The sequence below is a fragment of the Paenibacillus sp. URB8-2 genome, from assembly GCF_013393385.1.
In the GTDB taxonomy this organism is placed as follows: domain Bacteria; phylum Bacillota; class Bacilli; order Paenibacillales; family Paenibacillaceae; genus Paenibacillus_AQ.
Window position 1 is genome coordinate 1001296 of the sequence record NZ_AP023239.1, and the last position, 21008, is coordinate 1022303.

A 21008-nucleotide genomic window follows, 5' to 3' on the forward strand; every position below is an offset into this window, starting at 1 on the left:
GGGCTAATTAATGGCTGCACACAATATTAAACTCACGGGGAAATTTAGCACGGAGAAACCGACTATCGAGATCGGTGACAAGAAATACCCGATCGATGACAGCGTGGAGAGTGTCCTGGCATTCCAGGAGGCCGCGACCTCAGGTTTCGAGGGCATGCTGAACGCACTGAAAGGTGCGCTGGGCGATGAGGCTTACGAAGAGTTGAACATTCCTAAGATGGCCTTTGGTAACCTGCAGATTTTATCAACAGGGATCCTGGCCGCTCAGTCCAATATCAACTATGAAGAGGCAGCTGCCCGATTTCGCCGGTCAGCCGAACAAGGCTGATATCTGGTATGACCTGAATGATGATTGGCCGCTGATTGAAGCCAGCCTGGCGAAACAGTATAGCATCCGGATCCGGCAGCACGGTGATATGCCGTGGGAAGAGTTTTGCTCCCTTGTCGCCGGGCTTATGCCGGATACACCGCTGGGTAGCATTGTCGCGATAAGAGCTGAGAAGGACCGAAAGGTCATTAAAGGATTCAGCTCTGAACAACGGCGGATACACAGGGAGTGGCGACAACGGCAGGCAGACAGTAAGCTTGCTAGTCCGGAAACGCTGGAGCAGGCCGCGAAGAGCTTGGAAGCTGAATTAGCCCGCATGTTCGGAGGAGGTGGCGCTACGTGGCAGGAAGCAGTGCAGGACGAATAGATTTAGATCTTGAGCTTAATTACGGAGCCTTCCAGCGCCAACTCAACGGCATCGCGAATACGGCTAACGGCATGGTAGGGAGTGCATTCAAAGGTCTCGGAGGGATTATCGCCGGGGCCTTTGCTATTAAGGGACTGGTGGATTTTGGCCGTGAGGCGATTAACCTCGCGTCTGATCTGCAGGAAGTCCAGAATGTAGTGGACGTTACGTTCGGCGCGATGGCACAGGACATCAATAACTGGTCCAGCAGCCTGATAGAAAGTTTTGGACTATCCGAGTTGTCTGGAAAGAAGTATGCCTCCACCATGGGGGCGTTGCTTAAAAGTTCCGGCTTGACCGGGATACAAATGGAGGGCATGTCCAAAAGGCTCACGGAGCTGTCAGCGGACATGGCCTCTTTTTATAATTTAAGCAATCAAATGTCTTTTGAGAAGGTCTTTTCTGGAATGACCGGAGAGACAGAGCCACTGAAACAACTCGGTATTAACATGTCTGTAGCGAATATGGAAGCCTTTGCTCTCTCACAGGGTATCGATAAGGCCTGGCTATCCATGACACAGGCAGAGCAGACCATGCTTCGGTACAATTACCTGATGCAAGTCACGGCTGATGCTCAGGGCGACTTTGCCCGGACGTCGAACAGCTGGGCCAATCAGGTTAAGGTCATGGGTGAGCAGTGGAAGATATTCCAGGGTACGATGGGCGCGGGCTTCATAAATATTCTGACCCCGGTTGTGCGAGGGCTGAACTGGCTTATTGCGAAGCTGCAGATCGCGGCAGCTTATTTCAAAGCCTTCACGGAGCTGATCTTCGGTAATGCGATGGGCGGCGGGGCTACTGAAGCGACTGGGGCTATTAGCGGCGTAGGTGACGCAGCAGCCGGCGCTGGCGGCTCTCTGGGTGATATGGGAGAGGCGGCAACGGTTGCCGGGAAAAAGACCAAGAAGGCCGGCAAGGACGTCAAGGGAAGTTTAGCTGGTTTTGACCAGTTGAATACCTTGGCGAAGTCTGCAGCGGATGCAGCAAGTGACGCTGGAGACGCAGCTGGCGGACTCACTGGTCTCGGAGCAGGACTTGGCGGAGGCTTCGGAGATCTGGATCTTGGCACGCCGGATATCAACGTGGATCCAGTGAAAGAAAAGGTTCAGGGTTTCGTAGCAGACATGAAGCGGGCATTTGGTTCCTTGTCACAAATCAGCTTAGATCCCTTGCGGAAGTCCCTGAAGGGGCTGTGGGATGCAGTTAACCCCTTTGCCAAGAATGTCGGACAGGGACTCAAGTGGTTCTATATCAATGTCCTGGTCCCGTTGTCAAAGTGGACTGTAGAAAAGGCGCTGCCGGCATTCCTGGATGTTCTGGCAGGTGGTATTCGCGTAGTAAACAGTGTCGTTGATGCGTTTAAGCCTGCTGCGGTATGGCTATGGGATAACTTCCTGCAGCCGGTAGCCTCCTGGACAGGTGGCATAATCGTTGATGGCCTACGCTCACTCGCGGCAGGTCTGAATTCAATATCAAGCTGGATTGATCAGAACCAAGACACCTTCCTAAAGGGGGCCCTGCTGATCGGAGGCTTCTTTGCCGCGTTTCAGGTAGCCGGCATTATTGTAGAGTTAGTGCCGTTCTTGGTTTTGTTGGGGGAATTCATTTCTTCTGGAGCCCTGCTGGCCGTAACTTTAGAAGGATTAGCGGCAGCCTTCGGCGCCATATTCAGTCCGGTGAACCTTATCGCTGCTCTCATCGCTTTACTGGTCTATAGCTTTGTGGACCTCTACCAAGAGAGCGAGACGTTCCGTGCAGCCATTGCGGAGCTCGGTGATACGTGGAAACAGGCGCTGGAACCATTGGCGACTTTCGTTTCTACTGTGCTGACGGATGCTTGGAAGCAGATCCTGCAGCCGGCAATTAATTTCTTTCTGAAGACGCTCCTGCCGCAACTTATTTCTGTGTTCAAACAGCTCTGGCAGCAGGTGCTGGTACCTTTGGCAAATTATATCGGGATGGTATTGAAACCTGTAATTATGATCCTCACAGACGTGCTGACGTCTCTGTGGAAGAATGTTGTGCTGCCGCTGGCCAAAGCGATAGGCAGCGTTCTGGCAGAGGCCTGGAAGGCGATTTATGAAATCATGAGTAAGACGGTCATCCCGGTGGTCGGAAAGATCATCGATGTGCTGACCTGGTTGTGGAAGAATGTGCTCAATCCGGTTATTAACGTTCTCTGGGATAGCGTGAAGCCAGCGTTCGAAACGGTGTTCAATGGCATTAAAACCGTGATAGACGGCCTGAAAACGACACTGACAGGAATCCTTCGTTTTATCACAGGGGTTTTCACCGGTGATTGGCAGAAGGCCTGGGATGGCGTCAAGATGATCTTCAAGGGCGTCTTTGACTCGCTCTATGGCATCGTGAAAACGCCTCTGAATCTGATCATTGATGCGATCAACAAGGTCATTTCCGGCCTGAACAGCATCGACATTGATCTGCCGGATTGGATGGGAGGGCAATCCTTTGGAATCAGCATCCCGAAAATCCCGCGCCTGGCCAAAGGCGGCCTGGCTTATGGACCGACGCTGGCAATGGTCGGTGATAACCGGGGAGCTGCGGCCGATCCGGAAGTTATCTCGCCGCTGTCCAAGCTGCAGGACATCATGGGCGGAAGTAATCAGGCCGTGGTCGAGGTGCTGTTGCAGATTCTCGAAGCGCTGCGCAGCGGTAATCAGACGGCCATATTCAAGCTCGGAGAGACGGAGTTTGGCCGAGCAGCGATAAAGGCAATTAACAATACGCAGCGGCAGGCGGGGCGGACGCTGTTGGACGTATAGGAGGAATGATTCATGCAACTGAAAATTAACGGGAAAGAGATCGCCGCCTATCCGTCCAACTTCAGCGTTACGCCGCTGGATCTGGACGACGGAGACGCCACGGTCCGGACAGCAGACGGTACGCTGAATCGGGACCGGGTGGCTGTCAAACGGCAGATCGACATGACTTTTGGTGTACTGACCTGGGCGGAGATATCGTCGGTGCTTAAGGCAATGAGCGGCGTGTTCTTCGATTTCTACTATCCGGACCCGATGACTGGAAAATATGAAACAAAATCCATGTATGTCGGTAACCGACCGTCTCCCGCCGCGGTTAGCAAGAATGGCCAAATCCTATGGAACGGCCTTAAGGTCACACTGACGGAGCGCTGATATGCAAGCCATATCACCGATCTATGAAGAATACCTACGGCGCTTCGACCGGGAATTTGTTGTTAAGGCACTCATCGGGAGCGAGGAGCATGACCGCAGCAAAATCGTTGACCTGACCATTGAGAACAGTCTGACGCTCTCAGACGGCTTTGAGATTGGGAACGCAATCCCGGGGAAAATGACCATCCGGCTGCGGGGTCTCCCCGAGCTGCCGGCCAATGAGCGCATTGTCCCCTACATCGCTGTTTCCCTAGCTCGCATGACCTGGGCTGAGGCAACAATCGCCTGGCAGGACGATCCGCTGCCGTGGGAGGGCGGGAATTCGGAATGGCTGCCATTTGGCGAGTTTTTTGTCGATAGCCGGGAAAAGGTCAACAACGTATGGGTTTACACCTGCTACGATAAGCTGGTTATGGCCGATGTGCCATACGTATCTTCGCTGACCTACCCGGCAACCCAGCAGGCTGTTTTTGCAGAGATATGCGGCTTGCTGAGCTTCACAGTTGACTCCAGCGTCGTTATTAATCCGGCTTATACGGTGCCGATCGCACAGGCTGGCTTAAGCTGCCGTCAGGTGCTAGGGTACATCGCGGGGGCGAACTGCGGATCATTCTTCATCGGTAAAGACGGTTTACTCAAGATGAAGCGTTTCGTGCCGGATGATGAGCCTGTCTTTAATATGGGCTTGTCCGATTACATCCGGGCGAAGCAGACCAACCCGGTCAAGTCCTATAGCCGCGTCGTGGTCACCTATGATACCGAGGATGATATGGTCTACGAATCAGGCTCCGGCGACGAGAACCATACGCTGTATCTGGAGAACCCGTTGGCAACGCAGGCCATAGCAGACGCACTGTGCGTCTCGCTGAGCGGTATCTCCTACCTCCCCCATGAGATGGACGCTCGGGGCTTCCCACACTTGGAGACCGGTGACCGGATCGCCTTCGGGCTGTACGAGGGCAGTAGTTGGATGGAGGCTCTATTGCCGTGGATGGATGAGGACCTTCCATGGGACGGCGTCCGGCAGTATCGCTCTTATGTGCTGCACCAGACGCTGACATTCCGCGGCGGCCTGCAGCTGAAAGTCGAGGCACCGTCCGTGTCCGAGCAGCAGAGCGAGTTTGTCGTTGAAGGCACGCTATCTGCTCAGGTCAACAAGCTGGACAAGACAGCGGTCAAAGAGGCCAAGCGTTATTATGGCGTGACCGTAACCCGGACTGAGGGGCTGACCGTTCAGACGGACGCAGGGGCAAAGTCGGTGCTAAACGCCGATGAGCTCAGCTTCTATACGGACGACGGGGACCGGGCGCTGTGGTTTGACCTCATTAGCCGGCGGTTCAAGTTCAGCGGCACACTGGAGGCCGTGGACGGTATATTCTCCGGCGATCTGTCGGCGGCAGGAGGGACCTTCACTGGGGACGTAACGGGCGGCCGGTTCATCGGCGGCGAGATCGCCATTGGTAGCGGAGACGACATCTTCAAGGCCAACAGCTGGGGAATCTGGCTTGGGGATTCGACTTATGCTGATGCGCCGTTCAAGGTGGATATGGCAGGGCATATGGATGCCGTTGACGCGAAATTTCAAGGGGAAATCAACGCTTCAACGATCAACGGGGCGAATATTAACGGCGGGACAGTTACAGGTGCTCTCATACAAACGTCAGAAGCTGGTATTTATCCATGGGCGGCCATGAGCAGCACGGATAAAACATTCTCCGTTGCCGCTTCATCATCAAGTCGCGTCGAGATAACTTCCTTCGGCTATCCGAGCGCATCCCTTGGAATAAACTTTATCAACGGCAGCCAAACATCCGTAATTTCTGGAAACTCTGGACTGTATTTATACGGCGACGATACCATCACAATGGAGGCTATGAATATTTTCATTCGCGGCTATAACGGCGCCTATGTTTCTCGTTGGAGTGAGCTTCGAAGCGAAGAAACAGGAGTCTCCATGCAGGAAGAACTTAATAACTTGGATTCATCAATGGATTATCTTGCATCAAACCTAACGTTTGACCCATCGACCAGAAACTTGAAGCTTTGGAGCAGAGGCGGCTTTCTGTTGGCACAGGTGAATATACCAGACGCGACATAAATAGTTGAAACTTTCCCCGGATTATGACGATAATACTATTTAGTTAGGAATTATTGCCAAGGGGGCTTTGCAATGAAGAAGTTTATCATGGGTGTAATTGTCGGAGCGTTGCTATTCAGCGGCGTTACTGTATTCGCTGATTCTGCTAGTCTGGTGGGGAAAATGGTAAAAATACAAGGCTTGATGTCTATCGAAAAGAGTGGCAATAAGATCGCTGACGCTTATGTCATAAATGGGGCAGCTTACGCTCCTGTCCGGGCTGTTTCTCAGGCTTCAGGCTCATCTTTGAGTGTAGAGGGGAAGAAAATCATTATGAATGAATCCACCACTGATGATGAAAAGGCCGTTCAATTAAGTGCTGTGCAGTTTAAAAGGACGCAGTTACTTAAAAAAATCACAGCCGCTGAAGGCGGGGTAAAGGTGTACGAGACCAAGTACATTCCCAGCGCTCAAGAAAAATACGATACCGCCAAGGGAACCCAATATGAGCAGCAAGCTAAAGAATGGCTCGACGCCAGAAAGTCTGAATATGAACAGCGCAAAGCCGAGCTCGCCGATCTCCAACAGCAGCTCACGGACATCGACGCACAGATCGCCGCGCTTCAACAATAAATTAAATCTCGCATCCAAAGGTCTCGCCAATCTGGCGGGGCTTTTTGTGTTGCGCAGATATGGAGGTGTTACGATTGGCCAACATCCAGCCGAAAATCATTGCAGAGATTGACCCGCGGAATCCGGTTCCTGAGATATGTGCCGTTATCATGGCTGTGGTCCCGTACCATCCCGCGCAGGAAGAAGCTATCCTGCGCGGTGTGATCGAGGCGACGGAAAAGCGATTGAAGGCAATACAGCCAAAGAAAGGAGCTGAAGATGATGACAAACCGGTATCTGAACCTAGACGGAACACGACCGATTCGGGAGAATTGGGACGAGCTGAATGACGGATTCGACAATGTTCAGGTTGAAATAGACGCTGCAGTCACGGAGTCGGAGCGGATCGATACGGATCTGACTGGGCACAAAGGTTCGACGGCCGCTCATGCTGCCGAGCATATTACTTATGCCGGTTCGGTCGCCGGAGCCGCTAACATCGGGGCCGCTGTGGATAGCGTGCAGGAGCAGCTGAATACGGCCGTTGTGTCCGGCGACAGCAGCCCAGCAGCGGACCAGGCACGGGTCAGCTCGACTGGCACAACCTATGGCACTCTTAAGGATCGTCTGGACACGGAGCGCTCCGAGCTTGCTGCGCAGTTGGCGGATATTACGAATAACGCATATGTTTATATGAGCAATTACGCAGACGGTGATAACATAGAGGAAACTGCGTCCATCCAACAGGCTTTAAATGACGCGGTGGGTAGAACCTTGTATTGGAACAAACAAAAAGGTTCTAATTATTTAACTGGACAATTGACGCTTCCATCCAACATCAAAATCATTTTTGAACCAGGAACTAAAGTCAAAGCGGTTGACACACTTACGCAAGGTTTAAACGCTCAAGTTTTATTCCTCAGTACGGACACATCAAATATATTCATTGATGGTAACATGGCTGAATTGTATATGAATAAGTCCGTTTATACCACAGAGTGGAACCATGTCATTAAATTAAATGGGTGCACCAATGTTGAGATAAAAAATATCGTGGCTAAAGACAGTGGCGGCGATGGACTTTATGTTGGGAATGTAGGGTGCACGAAATCGTATTGTGAAAACATTCGGTTAGTTAATTGCATTTTCGATAACAACAGGAGAAATAACCTTTCCCTTATTTCAGTCGATAGTTTCTACGCTGAAAATTGCACCTTTTCCAACGCTAGTGGAACTTCGCCTCAATGCGGGGTAGATTTGGAACCCAACTTCGCAACGGATCGTCTGAAAAACGTAAGATTCAAAAATTGTAGAAGTATTAACAATGTAAAAGATGGGTTTCGCGCTCTGTTGTGGGCGCAGGATTCGACCAGTGAGTTTATTGATGTTTTGTTCGAAGGGTGCCGTTCCCTAGGCGACAACATCGGATTTTTCGTTACAAATGTAAAAGACAATACGAAAGGTATTGTCAAATTTAAAGATTGTATCGGAGAGTTAAATGAATACAACGCATTCAATTTGACTAATTGCAGCGCTACCGGCGTGAGGATTGAATCGGAGGGTTGTACCGGAGTTGATTCGAATGTTAGTAACAATAGCACGTTTAAATACTGTTCGTTTTTAATAACAGACGGACCAACAAACGCACCGTCCAGTATCGGAAATGCTAAGTTTACAAACTGCAAATCGATCGACAGGCGGGCAATACCAATGGTAAGTAAAGGGTTCGCCATCAATCCGAGTACATTAACGCCGTACGATATTGATTTTAATAACTGTGAATCAATCAATCATTACTCGTATCCTTTTGATTTTAGTAATACAGCGATTAGGTGTAGAGTGGTTAATGACAGAAAGTACACATTTGCCAAAACTGCAACAGGAACAGCGAGTCAACTTCAACACAACGGGCAAGTCATAACGAATGAGGGGGCGACAACTTCAATAAGACTAACCTTAACGGCCGCCAAGGAAGATACTGAAATCACCTTCAAAGTAAGAGCGGCATTTGATTTAAAAGTATACCCTATACCAACTGAACAATTATTAGTATTAACGAATGGGGTAGGAAAAGGTTTATCCAGCAATCAAATCGGCGCTTCGATAACATTCAGGGCAACAAAGTATTCCTCTTGGGAAATTATCAATATGATTGGCACCTGGGTAGAAGTTGTTTAATGAACGGCATAACTTAGGTATTTGGACGCCCTCGGAAAAGTATAAAAAGTCGTATAATTAATTTCCCCTTTTTGGTATTATTGTCCATGTTGGGTTAAAGGGGGATGTGGGATTGTTTGATTTTTTAATACTTTTCTTTGGAGGGGCTTTAAGTGAGAGTAAACCTGGTAAAGCATGAGAGTAGAGCTTCAACTTTATTTGATTTGATTAGATTTATGGTGGCCCTAATGGTTGTGGTATTTCATGGAGGGGTTGAATTAGTGCCTGGATACGAAGCGGTAATGGTTTTTTTTGTTTTAAGTGGTCTTTTTATATCCTCAAGTGTCGTTAAACAAATATCGGAAAACCGTTGGTCATGGAAGGTTTACCTTGTTAACAGGCTTTCACGACTTTGGGTTGTGCTAATACCTGCATTATTTTTAGCACTATTTTGGGCTAAATTGAGAATAGGTATATTCGGGAATGAAGAGAAATTTGTACGAGGATTAGGGTCAGATATCTTTTTAGGAAATATGTTTTTCTTACAGGGAATATTTACCCCTGTGTTCGCTCTAAATGGACCCTTATGGAGTTTAGCTTATGAGTTTTGGTATTATATTTTATTTCCTTGTATTGTTCATATTTTTTATGCTCCAAAAAAATCAACTAAGGCATTATATTTGGCTTTTGTTGTGCTACTTTTATTTTTTCTTGGTAAAGAAATTTTGATATATTTTCCAGTATGGCTGTTAGGCTCACTAGTAGTACTAATAAAACCTTTATTGATACTAAAAAAGCTTCATAGGAAACTGATTATTTTTGCAGCTGCTTTATTCACTTTCTTGTCAATAAACTTGTTATATATAATCTTTCAAACAAATCACGCATTGGACTCAGAGGTTCAGTTGTTCATTGATTATTTAGTAGCATTTTCATTTTCCGTTTTATGTTATGTTATTATGTCCTTGTATAACGATAACAGGGAGGATAAATCACTAAAAATTCCTCAGTTATGTAAGTACCTTGCGGGTTTTTCTTATACACTATACCTTACTCACTACCCTATTTTGCATTTTGTTCGAGACTATACTTTGTCACCCGACTTTGACCTTAATTTGAGTTCTTTGGTAAGTATGCTTGTGATAAATCCATTAATACTATTGACGGTAATACTTTACGCTTTATTGATTTCTCGATACACCGAAAAACATACAAATAAGGTAAGACAATTTGTACTAAAAAATTTAAAAAGAGAAAAATATCTTAAACAAGATGCTACTTTGTAGGACCATACTGCGCAGCAGAGGAGGTGATACTCCCGGTATGATCAAATTTAATAGCACATAGCTGACACGTCTCATGCAGGCGTGTTTTTATTTTGCCCTCGGATTGCCGGGGGCTAATTTTTAGACAGGGAGGATCATCATGGTCAATCAACTGCGTCATTTCTTTACTACAATTTTTACAGCAGCGGTAGGATCGGGGCCGCGGGAGATCGCCGTAGGCGGCAGCAGCGTGATAGCGGGCTTGCTGGCGATGGCCGCAGGCTGGCTTGGCGGATACGACAAGCCATTGCAGTTCCTCGTCGTGCTCATGCTGGCTGACTACGCAAGCGGGTTGGCCGGAGCGTTCAAGACCAAGACGGTATCATCGGACATTATGTTCTGGGGCGGCGTCCGCAAGGCGACCGTCCTTTTTGTTGTCGGCCTCGCCGCGCTGGTTGATGATTGGGTGCAGCCGGGCGCGCCAGTGTTCAGGGCGGCGGCGATCATGTTTTATATTGGACGCGAGGGGTTAAGCGTAGTCGAAAATTTTGGCGTGATCGGCGTGCCGCTGCCGGACAAGCTGCGGGATTACCTCCTGCAACTCAACCAGGACAAGGCCCGCAATAACCCGGCCAAGCCGGAACATCCGGACAACAAACCTGGCAATGACCAAAGCGCATAGGAGGTAATGAGGTGACATTAACACTTGAACAAGTAAAGAGTAAATCAGCCAAGCGGCTGTTGGGACTCGCGCCCGTCGTGCTGGCGGCGGCTTTGCTCTGGATAGAGCGGTGCTATACGCGGCGTGGTGTCGCGGTGATTATTACGCAAGGCTTGCGTACCTGCGCCGAGCAGGACGCGCTCTACGCCCTGGGGCGGACCGTGCCAGGTGACATTGTCACGAACGCCAGAGGCGGGGAGAGCAATCACAACTTTGGGTACGCTATCGACTTTGCACTACTGCTGGAGGATGGCCGAACCGTGTCCTGGGATACGCTCCGGGACGCGGATATAGACAGCCTGCCGGACTGGTCTGAAGCGATTGACGAAGCGGAGATTTGCGGATTCAAGTCCGGGGCCAAGTGGCGGACATTCAAGGACATGCCGCATCTTGAAATGACGTTCGGATTATCAACGGCAGATTTTCGAGCAGGCAAGCGGCCGATAGCGCCCCAGGTTAACGCCGTATTTTCGCAACTCACTAAACTTAAGGAGGCGGACGAATTGAGTGCAGAGGATAAGAAGCGTCTGGACACACTGGAGGCGGCCATAGCTGAGCTTGGCGAGAGCCGGGACGTGCTGAAGAAGTCGGTCCTGGAGCAAGGCAACACAATCGACAAGGTGGTGGACCGGGTGGCCGGGTTGGAGCGCCGCGCAGCGCTACCTACAGTTCCAGTGTGGGCAGACAAGGCCGTGAAAGCCGCGCATGACGCTGGGCTGATCGACATGCCAAACGGCGGCAGCGTGGACCTGTACCGGATTCTGACTGTGTTGTACCGTGCGGGGCTACTGGCCATAGACGAGGAGGATTAATTCATGGAAAACCAAAACCTGACTGACGTTCTGGCCTTTGCCAGTCTCATCGCCGTATTTGTGCTAGCCGCCGTACAGTTGGTCAAGAACACCGTCAACATCCCGAAGAACATCATCCCGCTGATCGGCGTTGTGATCGGCCTGGTGATCGGTTGGGCAGCTGCTCCGTTTACGGACCTTGGCCTGACGCTGCGGCTCTGGTCCGGAGCATTAGCCGGCCTGTCGGCTACGGGCCTGTTTGAGCTGGCGTTCAGCAAGCGGGACGGAACGACGAAAGAATAATCATTTACACTTATCAAAAAATGGTTTTTATATGTTAATTATTAGTTAAAATTACAAGTCATTCGTTCGACAGATATCGACAGATTATTTAAGAGGTAAATATTACAATACACATTAACGAACACGCTACTCCAATATTTGTATAGTCATAGCTATACAATCTTCCGGGGAGAGCCGACTGGCTCAGTGGAGTACCATTAATTCGTATAAGTCCTCCATTTGGCAATTTAGTGCATAGGCAACTGTAGCGGCTGCATCGTATGACATCATTTCTCGGTTATTCACCCAGTTAGATATCTGTTGCCGGGAATACCCTGTCCTACGAGACAATTCCGCTTGCGAGGTCTTTGCCCTTGCTAGTAAGTATCTCAGTCGGCATCTCCCACGGGAGATTTTAGCCACTTAGCGTTAGCTCCTTATGGAATGGAGATGGTAATAGACATTCAACTAAATTATAGCACGCTACAAGTTGATGAGACATAGCAATGGTTCGTCCTGGTCGACGAATCAAGACACCTGGAGGGGGAGAGCTGTGGATACACACGAAATAATATTTGATGTAACACCCGATAGAACCTATTTAGATATATTGGTGAAGGCTACTCTCGTTACTAAGGGGGCTGTGCTGCCAGCGAAAGCTAAAGTAATTACTCCAGAGCGAGTATTTGATTTAACAATAGTATAATAGTAAGAAGCCCGTTGAGCATTAAGTCAACGGGCTTCTTACTATTATACGTCTACTTCTTCCCATCCAGGCGGAAGTGGATCGTCCGGAGCCGGCTCCAAGTACTCCGGCTCGATACTGGCCAGAAGTGGTTCGCCGATGTCGATTAAGACAGTTCTGGTTCCTTTGGCCAAGACTCTGCCGGTGCGGCCGCCGTAACCGCTTGGGTGATTCTCTGCGATCAGGACGCGTTGGCCTGGCGTAATGTCGTTAATGTTCATTTATAACATCCCCTTTAATGGGGCAAAAATGGGGCAATAAAATCGTTTCGCCGTGGCAAAGATAGTCCGTTTTGGCCGCTCATATATTCTTTTTATTCTATATAATATGCGGTTTTTCAGCGATTCGGACTTACTGTCATATGCCAGAATCAGCCTTCCAAGCTGATAGCGTGGGTTCGATTCCCATCACCCGCTTACTGCGTCATAAAGACTTCTGCGCTGCAGAGGTCTTTTTTGTTATATCTATCCGCATCACTGTTGTTCTTATACGGCTTTAGATTTGCCGGGGGATTCTTGATTCGTTTCCTGGCGGGGAGCCGTTGTTACTTCAAGGGGAACTGCTTCTTCCGCGCTTCTCAGCTTCTTCAGAACGTCATACACACTCGTGATTTCCGTGGTGTCGATAATGATCTCTTTGCTGTCCGATGCTCCGGACACTTTAAAACGCCAACGTTTATTTTCCATGGGTTTTTGCTCCTCTTCAATGGATTTCTTTTGTAATTCCATCATAATGGGAGATACGAATCATGTATAATGAAGGGAAATGATGGAGGACATCACTGTGGCTGATAGCTAAAAAGAGGGGAGCGTGCTGGGATGGATATTGGCCTTCTGAAGGTTTTTATGGCGGTCGCCGAGGAAGGGAGCATTTCAAAAGCGGCTCAAACTCTTAACTATGTACAATCGAATGTAACGGCAAGAATTCAGCAGCTGGAGCAGGAGCTGAAGACTCCACTCTTTTACCGGCACAGCCGGGGGATCACGCTGACTTCGGCGGGTCAGACCCTTATGACGTATACCGAGAAGATTTTAAACCTGCTGGAGGAAGCGGAGAAAGCAGTTCTGGATTCGCCAATTCCCAAGGGCTCCATTACGATTGGCTCCGATACGACGGCGGCCATACGCTTGCCCTCTATTTTATCCGCCTATCGCGGAAAATTTCCTGAGGTCGAAGTCCATCTGGAAATCGGATTAACCGATCATCTCATCAATGCCGTCCTGCAGTATTCCGTTAACGGAGCCTTTGTGGATGGGCCGGTCGAGCATCCGGACATTATTCAGGAGCTTATCATTAACGAACGTTTGGGTCTGATCATACCGGAAACGATGGATTTTCGCGGGCTCCGAACCATTCAGGACAGGACACTTCTGATCTTAAACCCAGACTGCATGTATCGGCTGCAGTTAGAAGAGTGGCTCCGGGACGAAGGCTTCCGTCTAGCCAAAATCATGCAGTTCGGAACGATGGAAGGGCTGCTGGGCTGTGTAAAAGCGGGGATCGGCTTTGCAGTGCTGCCTGTATCTTATTTTAATAAGCTGAATGTCAAGGACGGCATCCGGTGCTATCCCTTTCCGGAGAGGTACCGGGAAGTTCCGACGGTTTTTATTCGGCGGCGCGATCTGTACATGACGAGCGCCTTTCATAAATTTATCGAGGAGCTAAAGGAGCATCTGCCGGAGGGGCTGGCGTGCGGAGTCGAGGCTTCGGAATCTTAGGAATAAATCCGAAATCAACCGGGTCGAAACCAACCGGGTCGAAACCAACCGGTCTCATATAGCAAGAGGCTGTCCAAAAAGTGTTCGGAGTAGATGGAAGCAACCCAAAAATGACCTCAAAATCCGCAGTCATGTGGAAGGTGAGGTCATTTTTTGTAGCCGAAATTAGTTTAAAGCGGGGGGCCGTTTACGGACCTGCATGTACGATGGTGTGAGAGGACGGGGACATGCCGCCCCCTCCTATTCGATCGTTTACTGCTTATTTTACGACAATGGTGAAGCTGACAATGGCGGCCAGGTCGGCCAAAGGAACGCTCCGCGGCGGATTATACAGCGTAACGGTGTAGCTCCCTTTCCCCTTGTCCGGCTTGATTCGGTAAGAGAATTGGCCATCCTTGGCCACCGGAAAGCTAACGGCCTTGCTTTCTCTGCCGTTAACCGGACGAAGAGTGAGCCTCAAGGAAGAGAAGCTGTTGCCTCCGGCTTGTATAACACCGCTTAAATCGACATAGGAGGAAGTCTCGGCGTAGCCCGCCGGCCAGTCGGTTCCGTCGCTTGAGGTCAGCTTCAGATTAAGGGTCAAGGAGTCATAGGCCGGGTTGCCGCTGTAGCGGAAAGGAATGTCGGCCGCGGTTAATGCGGAATTGACTGGAATCGTGTTGATGATGCGTCCGGTTATAGAGTCACGGTATACGAATTCATTTTCCCCGGGTAGAAGAGGAATGCTGACCTGGTACATGCTATATTTTCGCCCGTTATAGCCTTGAGGAGGCTTGCTCTGTTGATAGCTGTATGAACCAAATGAGCCAATCCGGCTGCTTTCATAGAAAAAGTTCCCGGTTCCTAAAACGGACACGGAGAGAGTGGCGCTGGATGCCTTAAGGGGCCGGTTGTTCGTGAACCAAGTGCTGTATTGGATTTTGCCCGTCTTAGCTGCAGAAGTATAGCTGAACGTAAGCCCCAAATGCTCATGCAAAAAATTGAGCGGCACCAGCGTAATGCCGTTTTGCCTGCGGACTTTGATCGTGGCGATTTTTTGGCTTCCTTTATAAACTTGGCCGGTTTTTAAATTAAGCTTAAGCTGATTGTAATATCCGCTCTCCGAGAAATACACGGCATTCTCTGACGGGACGGTCTGTATATGCCCTTGAATAAATGCAATAGCATCTTTTAAAGGGAAATAAGGATTTCCATTCACAAGGATGGGGGCGCTGCTTAGGACAATTCGCTTATTTTCCCGGGGCAGAAAAGCGGATGTACGTCCAAGCTGCCAGTTCAGTTCCATGCCGAGGGGGAGCAGCACCACATCCGCCTGATTCAGCAGATTAATGACCGGCCGGAAGCTGTAGAGTACCGACACAAAATCAGTCAGGGTGGTATGGCTTACCAACGTGTAGCCCGACTTGCCGCCATAAGACCAATACGCGGAGTAAACGGCGCTGCTGCCGGTGCCCGATACGTTAATGATGCCTTTTGAATCAGCGGACAAAGGCGTCGCGAACTTCGCCGCTTGGGAGAAAGCCTGAACAAGCTGACGCTTGCGGTTCTCCGTTCCTGCTGCGGCGGAATCGGCATACATCGCCCAACCGTTCTTTGCAAGCAGAAGGGTATCTCCATGCGGAAATGACGATTGGGCCGCTCCGGCCGAAGCTTCCATCAAGACGTCGCCCGGTTTCCTGGCAGGCGATGCCGTACCGGGCAGGCTGCTGGCGGCGGCAGGAACCTTGTCTGTTGTGTAAAGCTGGATGGCATAGCCCTCCTGTGTCAGGCGGCTTGAAATGCCGTAGTACAACTGGCCGGAATCCGGTAAGCGGGTAGGGAGATAGGCGGTCACGGGACTGGATTTGTACAGTTCATTTGCTAACGTTTCCCAGATGCTGCGGTACCCGAAGCCGGGGTCCAGCACGACTTGTTCGACGGTTGAGCTAGACGCTTCTTCTGCGGCTGCGCTTCTCCCTGCGTAAGGAATCAGGCCGGCGACAAGAAACACAAGAAGGAACGCGGCGGTCCATTTGAAAGCGGGTTTGCTCCCATAAACGCTGTTCACTATTTGGTACCTCCTTAGGCGGTTATTTGTCTTTTAATAAGCAGAGGCTCAATAAATAGACGCAATGAATTTCCAAAAGTTTCAAATTATTTGGGGTTCGACGTCTTTGGAAAAACGCATAAAGCCCCGAACCGTTTGGTTCGGGGCTTTCCTAAAGAGATATGAACGTCTGGAGGCAGCTTCCTATTCGAGACCGTGGCGGGGCTTATACCTCATCCGCTACCGACAATCCAAGTCCTTCGGCGATCCGGGTGCCGAATTCGGGATCGGCTTTATAGAAATGGCCGATTTGTCGCAGCTTGATGTCGTCTCTCTCCACCGGCTTCATGGCGTCAACAATATTGCGCACAAGGCGGGCGCGCTCATCTTCACTCAGCAGGCGGTACAGATCGCCCGGCTGGGTGTAGTGGTCGCTATGGTCATAAGCGACACTGGCGGCTTGCCCGGAAACCTCGAACGGGGAAATCCTATGCTCCGGCGACTCTTTCGGTCCGCCGAAGCTGTTTGGCTCGTAGTACACAGAGGAGCCGCCGTTGTCGCCGTAGGCCATCGCGCCGTCGCGCTGATGGTTGTGCACCGGGCATTGCGGACGATTGATCGGGAGCTGATTATGGTTCGGGCCTACGCGGTATCGGTGGGCGTCGGCATAGGCGAATAGACGGCCCTGAAGCATTTTGTCGGGAGAAGCCTCGACGCCCGGAACGAAGGAGCCTGGGGAGAAGGTGGCCTGCTCCACTTCGGCAAAATAATTGTCCGGATTGCGATCCAGGACCATGCGTCCGACTTCGATCAGCGGATAATCTTGTTGCGACCAGACTTTGGTGACGTCGAACGGATCGAACCGGTACGTATCCGCATCTTCGATCGGCATAATCTGCACGTACAGCTTCCATGCCGGAAAATCGCCGTTTGCGATTGCGTTGAACAAGTCCTCCGTATGGTAATCCGGATGTTCGCCGGCGATTCTGGCCGCCACATCCACGTCCATGTTCTGAACGCCCTGCTCGGTTTTGAAATGGTATTTTACCCAAACGGCCTGGCCTTCCGCATTGACCCATTTAAAGGTATGGCTGCCGAAGCCGTGCATGTGGCGCAGCGTCGCCGGAATACCGCGGTCGGACATCAGAATGCTAACTTGATGCAATGACTCGGGAGAAAGGGACCAGAAATCCCAGACGGCGGTCGGATTTTTCAGATGGGTCTGCGGGTGGCGTTTCTGCGTATGGATAAAGTCCGGGAACTTGATGGCGTCGCGTATGAAGAAGACGGGGGTATTATTGCCGACGAGATCATAGTTGCCTTCGTCGGTATAGAACTTGACGGCAAAGCCGCGCGGATCGCGGACCGTATCTGCAGAGCCCAGCTCGCCGGCAACGGTGGAGAAACGGATGAACATGGGCGTGCGCTTGCCGACATGCGACAAGAAGGCCGCTTTCGTATATGGGGAAATATCCCGGGTGACTTCAAAATAACCGTGAGCTCCGGCGCCTTTGGCATGAACGACGCGTTCGGGGATGCGCTCCCTGTTGAAGTGGGCCAGCTTTTCAAGCAGGTGGACGTCTTGGATCAAGGTTGGGCCTCGCGAGCCGGCGGTCAGCGAATTTTGGTTGTCTCCTACCGGAGCGCCCCAGCTGGTCGTTAGGTGCTTAGGATTTGAACTCATGCAAACATCACCTCATAGAATTTAGATTTAGTATAAGTATATAATAACTTTAATTTTATAAAAATCAATCTTTATTTATAATAATTTTAATTAAAGGACGAGATCGGGAAAGAAAGAGATAAAGGCTGTGACAAGAAGACACAGCAAAAACCGCCCGCTGACGCGGACGGTGGGGAAAGTAAAGGATAGGATGAATCGGGATTAACCCGGACGGTCAGGAGGGGATGTACATTTTGCCGTAGTATTCCTCCAGCATGCGCTTGGTCGCGAATTCGTTGCGAGTCGTCTCAATGCTTCGGCGCATCATCTGCGTCCATTTCTCGCGGTTCTCGTAATACGTCGGCAGGACGCGGTTCAGAAGCGTATCATACAGCGCCTCGCTGTCATGACTGTCCAGCAGCTCGAAATCGGTCGTCTCGAAGCCGTCGCCGATCTGCCAGCCGTTCTCACCATCGATGCAGGCTTCGGGCCACCAGCCATCGAGAATGGAGCAGTTGAGTACGCCGTTCATGGCGGCCTTCATGCCGGAGGTGCCGCTCGCTTCCAGCGGTCTGCGCGGATTGTTGAGCCACACGTCGGAACCGCGCGTCAGCATCGCCCCGATCGTCATATCGTAGTTCTCCAGGAATACGACGCTTTTCGGATACTTTTTCATCATGGAGACCAGGTTGCTGACGATTTTTTTGCCGTTGTCGTCAAGCGGATGCGCCTTGCCGGAGAAGACGATCTGCACTTTGCCCGATTCGAGATAGGACTCGATAATGTCGGGACGCGAGAAGATGAGATCGCTTCGCTTGTAAGGGGCGGCCCTGCGCGAGAAGCCGATCAGCAGATTATCCTCATTCAGCCGGATGCCTGAGCGCTCCTCGATAAACTCGATCAACTCGCTCTTAATCTCCGCATGAACGCTCCAAAGATCCCCGTCCTCTTCGTAGGCTCTGGTGATGCGTTCATCCACCCAAGTGGGTGTATGAATGGCATTGGTGATTGCAATGATCGGTGAGCGGCCGGGGACTTCCTTCCACATTTTATTCGCAGTCTCTGCATGGAGCTTGGCTACCCCGTTGGAAATGCGTGAGAGGCGCAGACCGGCGACAGTCATGTTGAACGGCTCTCCGCCGATGCGCTCCATCTGGCTGCGGGTCAGCCCGTTGAAGGCGCCCATATACTCCAGACGGCTGAGCGGATGCGACTCGTTGCCTTCTTTGATTGGGGTATGCGTGGTGAATACAACCTCCTGCCGGGTCGCTTTCCAGGCTTCTTCGAAGGTATCGCCGCCGGCCATTTTTTCGCGGATCAGTTCTACCGCCGCCAGCGCGGCATGCCCTTCGTTAAAATGATACACATCCACCGGGATTTCCAGCGCACGCAGGGCCTTTACCCCGCCGATGCCGAGTACGATTTCCTGGGCGATCCGTTCTTCCCCGAACCAGCCGTACAGCTGGCCTGTAATCCAGGCGTCGGCGTTCTCTGGAATGTCCGTATCCAGCAGATAGAGCGGATTGTTGCCGAAATGCTCCGTCTTCCATACTTTGCATACTACGTCTAGGCCGCGGATTTTGACGGTTACTTTAACGCCGGTATCTTCGAGAAAATCGTAAACATAGTTGTGATAGGAATCATACGGATTGCCGTTCGCGTCGATTCTCTGGTCGGTGTAGCCCTGCTTCCATTTCAGGCCTATGGGAATGATTGGGGCATTGATGTCCTTGGCACCTTTAATGTAATCGCCGGCCAGAATGCCGAGCCCTCCGGCGTACATTTTGAAATCGGAATGCAGACCGTACTCCATGCTGAAATAAGCGACTGACGGTAAGTTCTTCTCACTCAAGCGGATAAGCCTCCCTAATCTTCGGATTAGATTGAATTGCAACGAATTCTCTTGGCTTTATCGTAGATGCAAACGTTTGTGCCGAAAGATACGGATCGCCTTTTGAAAACGATTGCGAAACTATTCTAGCATAAATCGGCCGCATGCGTAACTACGTTTTTGTTAACGTTTTCCGGATTTGTCCGCCCTGGAAAAGCTTTGTTTGATAAAAGGTGCTGCAGGCTCTAATATGTAGAGTAAAGACCTAATAGAATGGGCGGAGGATCGGGTATGATCGTAGTGGTTGGAAGCTTGAATATGGATATGACAGTTCGAACCGGACGTGCTCCGGGTCCCGGCGAAACCCTGCTTGGCAAGAGCTTTGCGCTATCCCCCGGGGGAAAAGGGGGTAATCAGGCCGTAGCGGCGGCCCGGCTGGGAGGGGAAGTCACGATGATCGGCTGCGTGGGACAGGATGCCTTCGGCCGCGAGATGTTGGAGGTTCTGCGAGGGGAACACATAAATACCCGGCACATCGCTGAACTTGCCGAACAGTCGACGGGGGTCGCCTCCATCGTCGTAGAGGAAGACGGGGAGAACCGGATCATTGTTGTGCCTGGGGCGAATCTTGCTCTCTCAGCGGAGGATATCGCTGGCCTGGAGTCCGTGATCGGCGAAGCCGAAGTGCTGGTGCTGCAGCTGGAGATGGATCTGAACATGGTGGAACATGCCGCAGGCATCGCGCGCAAGCACGGGGTTCCGGTCATCCTAAATCCGGCACCGGCCCGGGAGCTTGGTGACGGGCTACTGTCGCTCGTTACCTATCTCACGCCCAATGAGACGGAAGCGGAGATACTGTCAGGGATCACTGTGGACAGTATCGACAGCGCCCGGGAAGCCGCGGGGATTCTGCTGCATAAAGGCGTTCAGCATGTGATTATGACGCTCGGTTCGAAAGGGGCACTGGTTGTGAACAAGAACGGTTCGGTCCATATTCCCGGATTTCCCGTTCAGCCGGTGGACACCGTTGCGGCGGGGGATTCTTTCAACGGCGCGCTTGCCCTTCAATTGGCAAAGGGCAGAATGCTGGAAGAAGCCGTCGTCTTCGCAAACGCCGTCGGCGCGCTCGCCGTAGGCAAAGTTGGCGCGATTGCGTCTTTGCCGTACATAGAAGAAGTCGAACGTTTCCTGGAGGAGACGGTGCAGAGCGGCAAGGAGCAATAGCCGGCAA

General features: G+C 50.9%; 21 protein-coding genes and 1 tRNA gene. 16 read left to right on the forward strand and 6 right to left on the reverse strand.

What is annotated here, in order from left to right:
* The first annotated feature begins 10 nt into the window (after positions 1–10).
* The 12 genes from PUR_RS04740 to PUR_RS04795 all read left to right on the forward strand — a co-directional run bounded on the left by PUR_RS04740 (position 11) and on the right by PUR_RS04795 (position 11815).
* The gene (locus PUR_RS04740) at positions 11–328 is read left to right on the forward strand and encodes a hypothetical protein (RefSeq protein WP_179034240.1); all 318 of its coding nucleotides are present in this window, start codon (positions 11–13) and stop codon (positions 326–328) included.
* Positions 282–695, forward strand: a complete 414-nt coding sequence (locus PUR_RS04745; protein WP_179034241.1) for a Gp15 family bacteriophage protein — start codon at positions 282–284, stop codon at positions 693–695. Before PUR_RS04740 ends, PUR_RS04745 begins: the two co-directional genes overlap by 47 nt.
* Positions 668–3517: a tape measure protein gene (locus PUR_RS04750; RefSeq protein ID WP_179034242.1), complete on the forward strand. Its 2850-nt coding sequence runs from the start codon at positions 668–670 to the stop codon at positions 3515–3517. The genes PUR_RS04745 and PUR_RS04750 overlap by 28 nt, the downstream gene beginning before the upstream one ends.
* Before the next feature lie 12 nt (positions 3518–3529).
* Positions 3530–3889 (forward strand): DUF6711 family protein, encoded by a 360-nt coding sequence (locus PUR_RS04755; protein WP_179034243.1) that lies wholly within the window; start codon positions 3530–3532, stop codon positions 3887–3889.
* 1 nt (position 3890) lies between these two features.
* Positions 3891–5987: a hypothetical protein gene (locus tag PUR_RS04760; protein WP_179034244.1), complete on the forward strand. Its 2097-nt coding sequence runs from the start codon at positions 3891–3893 to the stop codon at positions 5985–5987.
* Positions 5988–6059: 72 nt separating this feature from the next.
* Positions 6060–6599, forward strand: a complete 540-nt coding sequence (locus PUR_RS04765; RefSeq protein ID WP_179034245.1) for a hypothetical protein — start codon at positions 6060–6062, stop codon at positions 6597–6599.
* Between the two features lie 74 nt (positions 6600–6673).
* Positions 6674–6928 carry a hypothetical protein gene (locus tag PUR_RS04770; protein WP_179034246.1) on the forward strand — a complete coding sequence of 85 codons (255 nt, stop codon included), beginning with the start codon at positions 6674–6676 and terminating at the stop codon, positions 6926–6928.
* Complete coding sequence (locus tag PUR_RS04775; protein WP_232101719.1) at positions 6858–8756, forward strand: glycoside hydrolase family protein; 1899 nt, start codon at positions 6858–6860, stop codon at positions 8754–8756. The genes PUR_RS04770 and PUR_RS04775 overlap by 71 nt, the downstream gene beginning before the upstream one ends.
* A 152-nt stretch (positions 8757–8908) precedes the next feature.
* Positions 8909–10021, forward strand: a complete 1113-nt coding sequence (locus tag PUR_RS04780) for an acyltransferase family protein (protein WP_179034248.1) — start codon at positions 8909–8911, stop codon at positions 10019–10021.
* A gap of 139 nt (positions 10022–10160) precedes the next feature.
* Entirely contained in the window at positions 10161–10682 is a 522-nt protein-coding gene (locus PUR_RS04785; RefSeq protein WP_179034249.1) for a phage holin family protein, read from the forward strand.
* Between the two features lie 11 nt (positions 10683–10693).
* Positions 10694–11533, forward strand: a complete 840-nt coding sequence (locus tag PUR_RS04790; RefSeq protein WP_179034250.1) for a M15 family metallopeptidase — start codon at positions 10694–10696, stop codon at positions 11531–11533.
* A 3-nt stretch (positions 11534–11536) separates the two neighbouring features.
* On the forward strand, positions 11537–11815 hold the full coding sequence (locus tag PUR_RS04795; RefSeq protein WP_179034251.1) for a holin: 279 nt from the start codon (positions 11537–11539) through the stop codon (positions 11813–11815).
* Between the two features lie 183 nt (positions 11816–11998).
* Here PUR_RS04795 and PUR_RS04800 read toward each other — a convergent pair whose 3' ends face one another.
* Positions 11999–12217 carry a helix-turn-helix domain-containing protein gene (locus PUR_RS04800; RefSeq protein WP_179034252.1) on the reverse strand — a complete coding sequence of 73 codons (219 nt, stop codon included), beginning with the start codon at positions 12215–12217 and terminating at the stop codon, positions 11999–12001.
* 130 nt (positions 12218–12347) lie between these two features.
* Here PUR_RS04800 and PUR_RS04805 point away from each other — a divergent pair, with 130 nt between their 5' ends.
* Positions 12348–12500 carry a hypothetical protein gene (locus tag PUR_RS04805; RefSeq protein WP_179034253.1) on the forward strand — a complete coding sequence of 51 codons (153 nt, stop codon included), beginning with the start codon at positions 12348–12350 and terminating at the stop codon, positions 12498–12500.
* Positions 12501–12544: 44 nt separating this feature from the next.
* Here the strand turns inward: PUR_RS04805 and PUR_RS04810 are convergent, their stop codons facing one another.
* The gene (locus PUR_RS04810; RefSeq protein ID WP_179034254.1) at positions 12545–12760 is read right to left on the reverse strand and encodes a hypothetical protein; all 216 of its coding nucleotides are present in this window, start codon (positions 12758–12760) and stop codon (positions 12545–12547) included.
* Positions 12761–12868: 108 nt separating this feature from the next.
* Here PUR_RS04810 and PUR_RS04815 point away from each other — a divergent pair.
* Positions 12869–12955 (forward strand) — tRNA-Gly (locus PUR_RS04815).
* Positions 12956–13024: 69 nt separating this feature from the next.
* Here the strand turns inward: PUR_RS04815 and PUR_RS04820 are convergent.
* Entirely contained in the window at positions 13025–13225 is a 201-nt protein-coding gene (locus PUR_RS04820; RefSeq protein ID WP_179034255.1) for a hypothetical protein, read from the reverse strand.
* A gap of 132 nt (positions 13226–13357) precedes the next feature.
* On the opposite strand from PUR_RS04820, the gene PUR_RS04825 reads away from it, so the two are divergent.
* Positions 13358–14257 (forward strand): LysR family transcriptional regulator, encoded by a 900-nt coding sequence (locus tag PUR_RS04825; RefSeq protein WP_179034256.1) that lies wholly within the window; start codon positions 13358–13360, stop codon positions 14255–14257.
* A gap of 259 nt (positions 14258–14516) precedes the next feature.
* Here the strand turns inward: PUR_RS04825 and PUR_RS04830 are convergent, their stop codons facing one another.
* From PUR_RS04830 to glgP, 3 genes are all read right to left on the reverse strand, one after another.
* Positions 14517–16304, reverse strand: a complete 1788-nt coding sequence (locus PUR_RS04830; RefSeq protein ID WP_179034257.1) for a stalk domain-containing protein — start codon at positions 16302–16304, stop codon at positions 14517–14519.
* A 205-nt stretch (positions 16305–16509) separates the two neighbouring features.
* Complete coding sequence (gene katA / locus PUR_RS04835) at positions 16510–17967, reverse strand: catalase KatA (RefSeq protein WP_179034258.1); 1458 nt, start codon at positions 17965–17967, stop codon at positions 16510–16512.
* A 214-nt stretch (positions 17968–18181) separates the two neighbouring features.
* Entirely contained in the window at positions 18182–19798 is a 1617-nt protein-coding gene (gene glgP, locus PUR_RS04840; protein ID WP_179034259.1) for an alpha-glucan family phosphorylase, read from the reverse strand.
* 270 nt (positions 19799–20068) lie between these two features.
* On the opposite strand from glgP, the gene rbsK reads away from it, so the two are divergent.
* A complete protein-coding gene (gene rbsK / locus PUR_RS04845) occupies positions 20069–21001 on the forward strand; it encodes a ribokinase (RefSeq protein ID WP_179034260.1) in 933 nt (310 codons plus the stop codon).
* Positions 21002–21008 lie beyond the last annotated feature (7 nt).

Excerpts from the sequence above, each read along its gene's own strand:
- PUR_RS04760 (WP_179034244.1), top strand. The coding sequence starts at position 3,891 with ATGCAAGCCATATCACCGATCTATGAAGAATACCTACGGCGCTTCGAC.
- katA (WP_179034258.1), bottom strand. The coding sequence starts at position 17,967 with ATGAGTTCAAATCCTAAGCACCTAACGACCAGCTGGGGCGCTCCGGTA.
- PUR_RS04825 (WP_179034256.1), top strand. The coding sequence starts at position 13,358 with ATGGATATTGGCCTTCTGAAGGTTTTTATGGCGGTCGCCGAGGAAGGG.
- PUR_RS04775 (WP_232101719.1), top strand. The coding sequence starts at position 6,858 with ATGATGACAAACCGGTATCTGAACCTAGACGGAACACGACCGATTCGG.
- rbsK (WP_179034260.1), top strand. The coding sequence starts at position 20,069 with ATGATCGTAGTGGTTGGAAGCTTGAATATGGATATGACAGTTCGAACC.
- PUR_RS04795 (WP_179034251.1), top strand. The coding sequence starts at position 11,537 with ATGGAAAACCAAAACCTGACTGACGTTCTGGCCTTTGCCAGTCTCATC.
- PUR_RS04820 (WP_179034255.1), bottom strand. The coding sequence starts at position 13,225 with ATGGAAAATAAACGTTGGCGTTTTAAAGTGTCCGGAGCATCGGACAGC.
- PUR_RS04740 (WP_179034240.1), top strand. The coding sequence starts at position 11 with ATGGCTGCACACAATATTAAACTCACGGGGAAATTTAGCACGGAGAAA.
- PUR_RS04810 (WP_179034254.1), bottom strand. The coding sequence starts at position 12,760 with ATGAACATTAACGACATTACGCCAGGCCAACGCGTCCTGATCGCAGAG.
- PUR_RS04765 (WP_179034245.1), top strand. The coding sequence starts at position 6,060 with ATGAAGAAGTTTATCATGGGTGTAATTGTCGGAGCGTTGCTATTCAGC.
- PUR_RS04755 (WP_179034243.1), top strand. The coding sequence starts at position 3,530 with ATGCAACTGAAAATTAACGGGAAAGAGATCGCCGCCTATCCGTCCAAC.
- PUR_RS04745 (WP_179034241.1), top strand. The coding sequence starts at position 282 with ATGAAGAGGCAGCTGCCCGATTTCGCCGGTCAGCCGAACAAGGCTGAT.
- PUR_RS04785 (WP_179034249.1), top strand. The coding sequence starts at position 10,161 with ATGGTCAATCAACTGCGTCATTTCTTTACTACAATTTTTACAGCAGCG.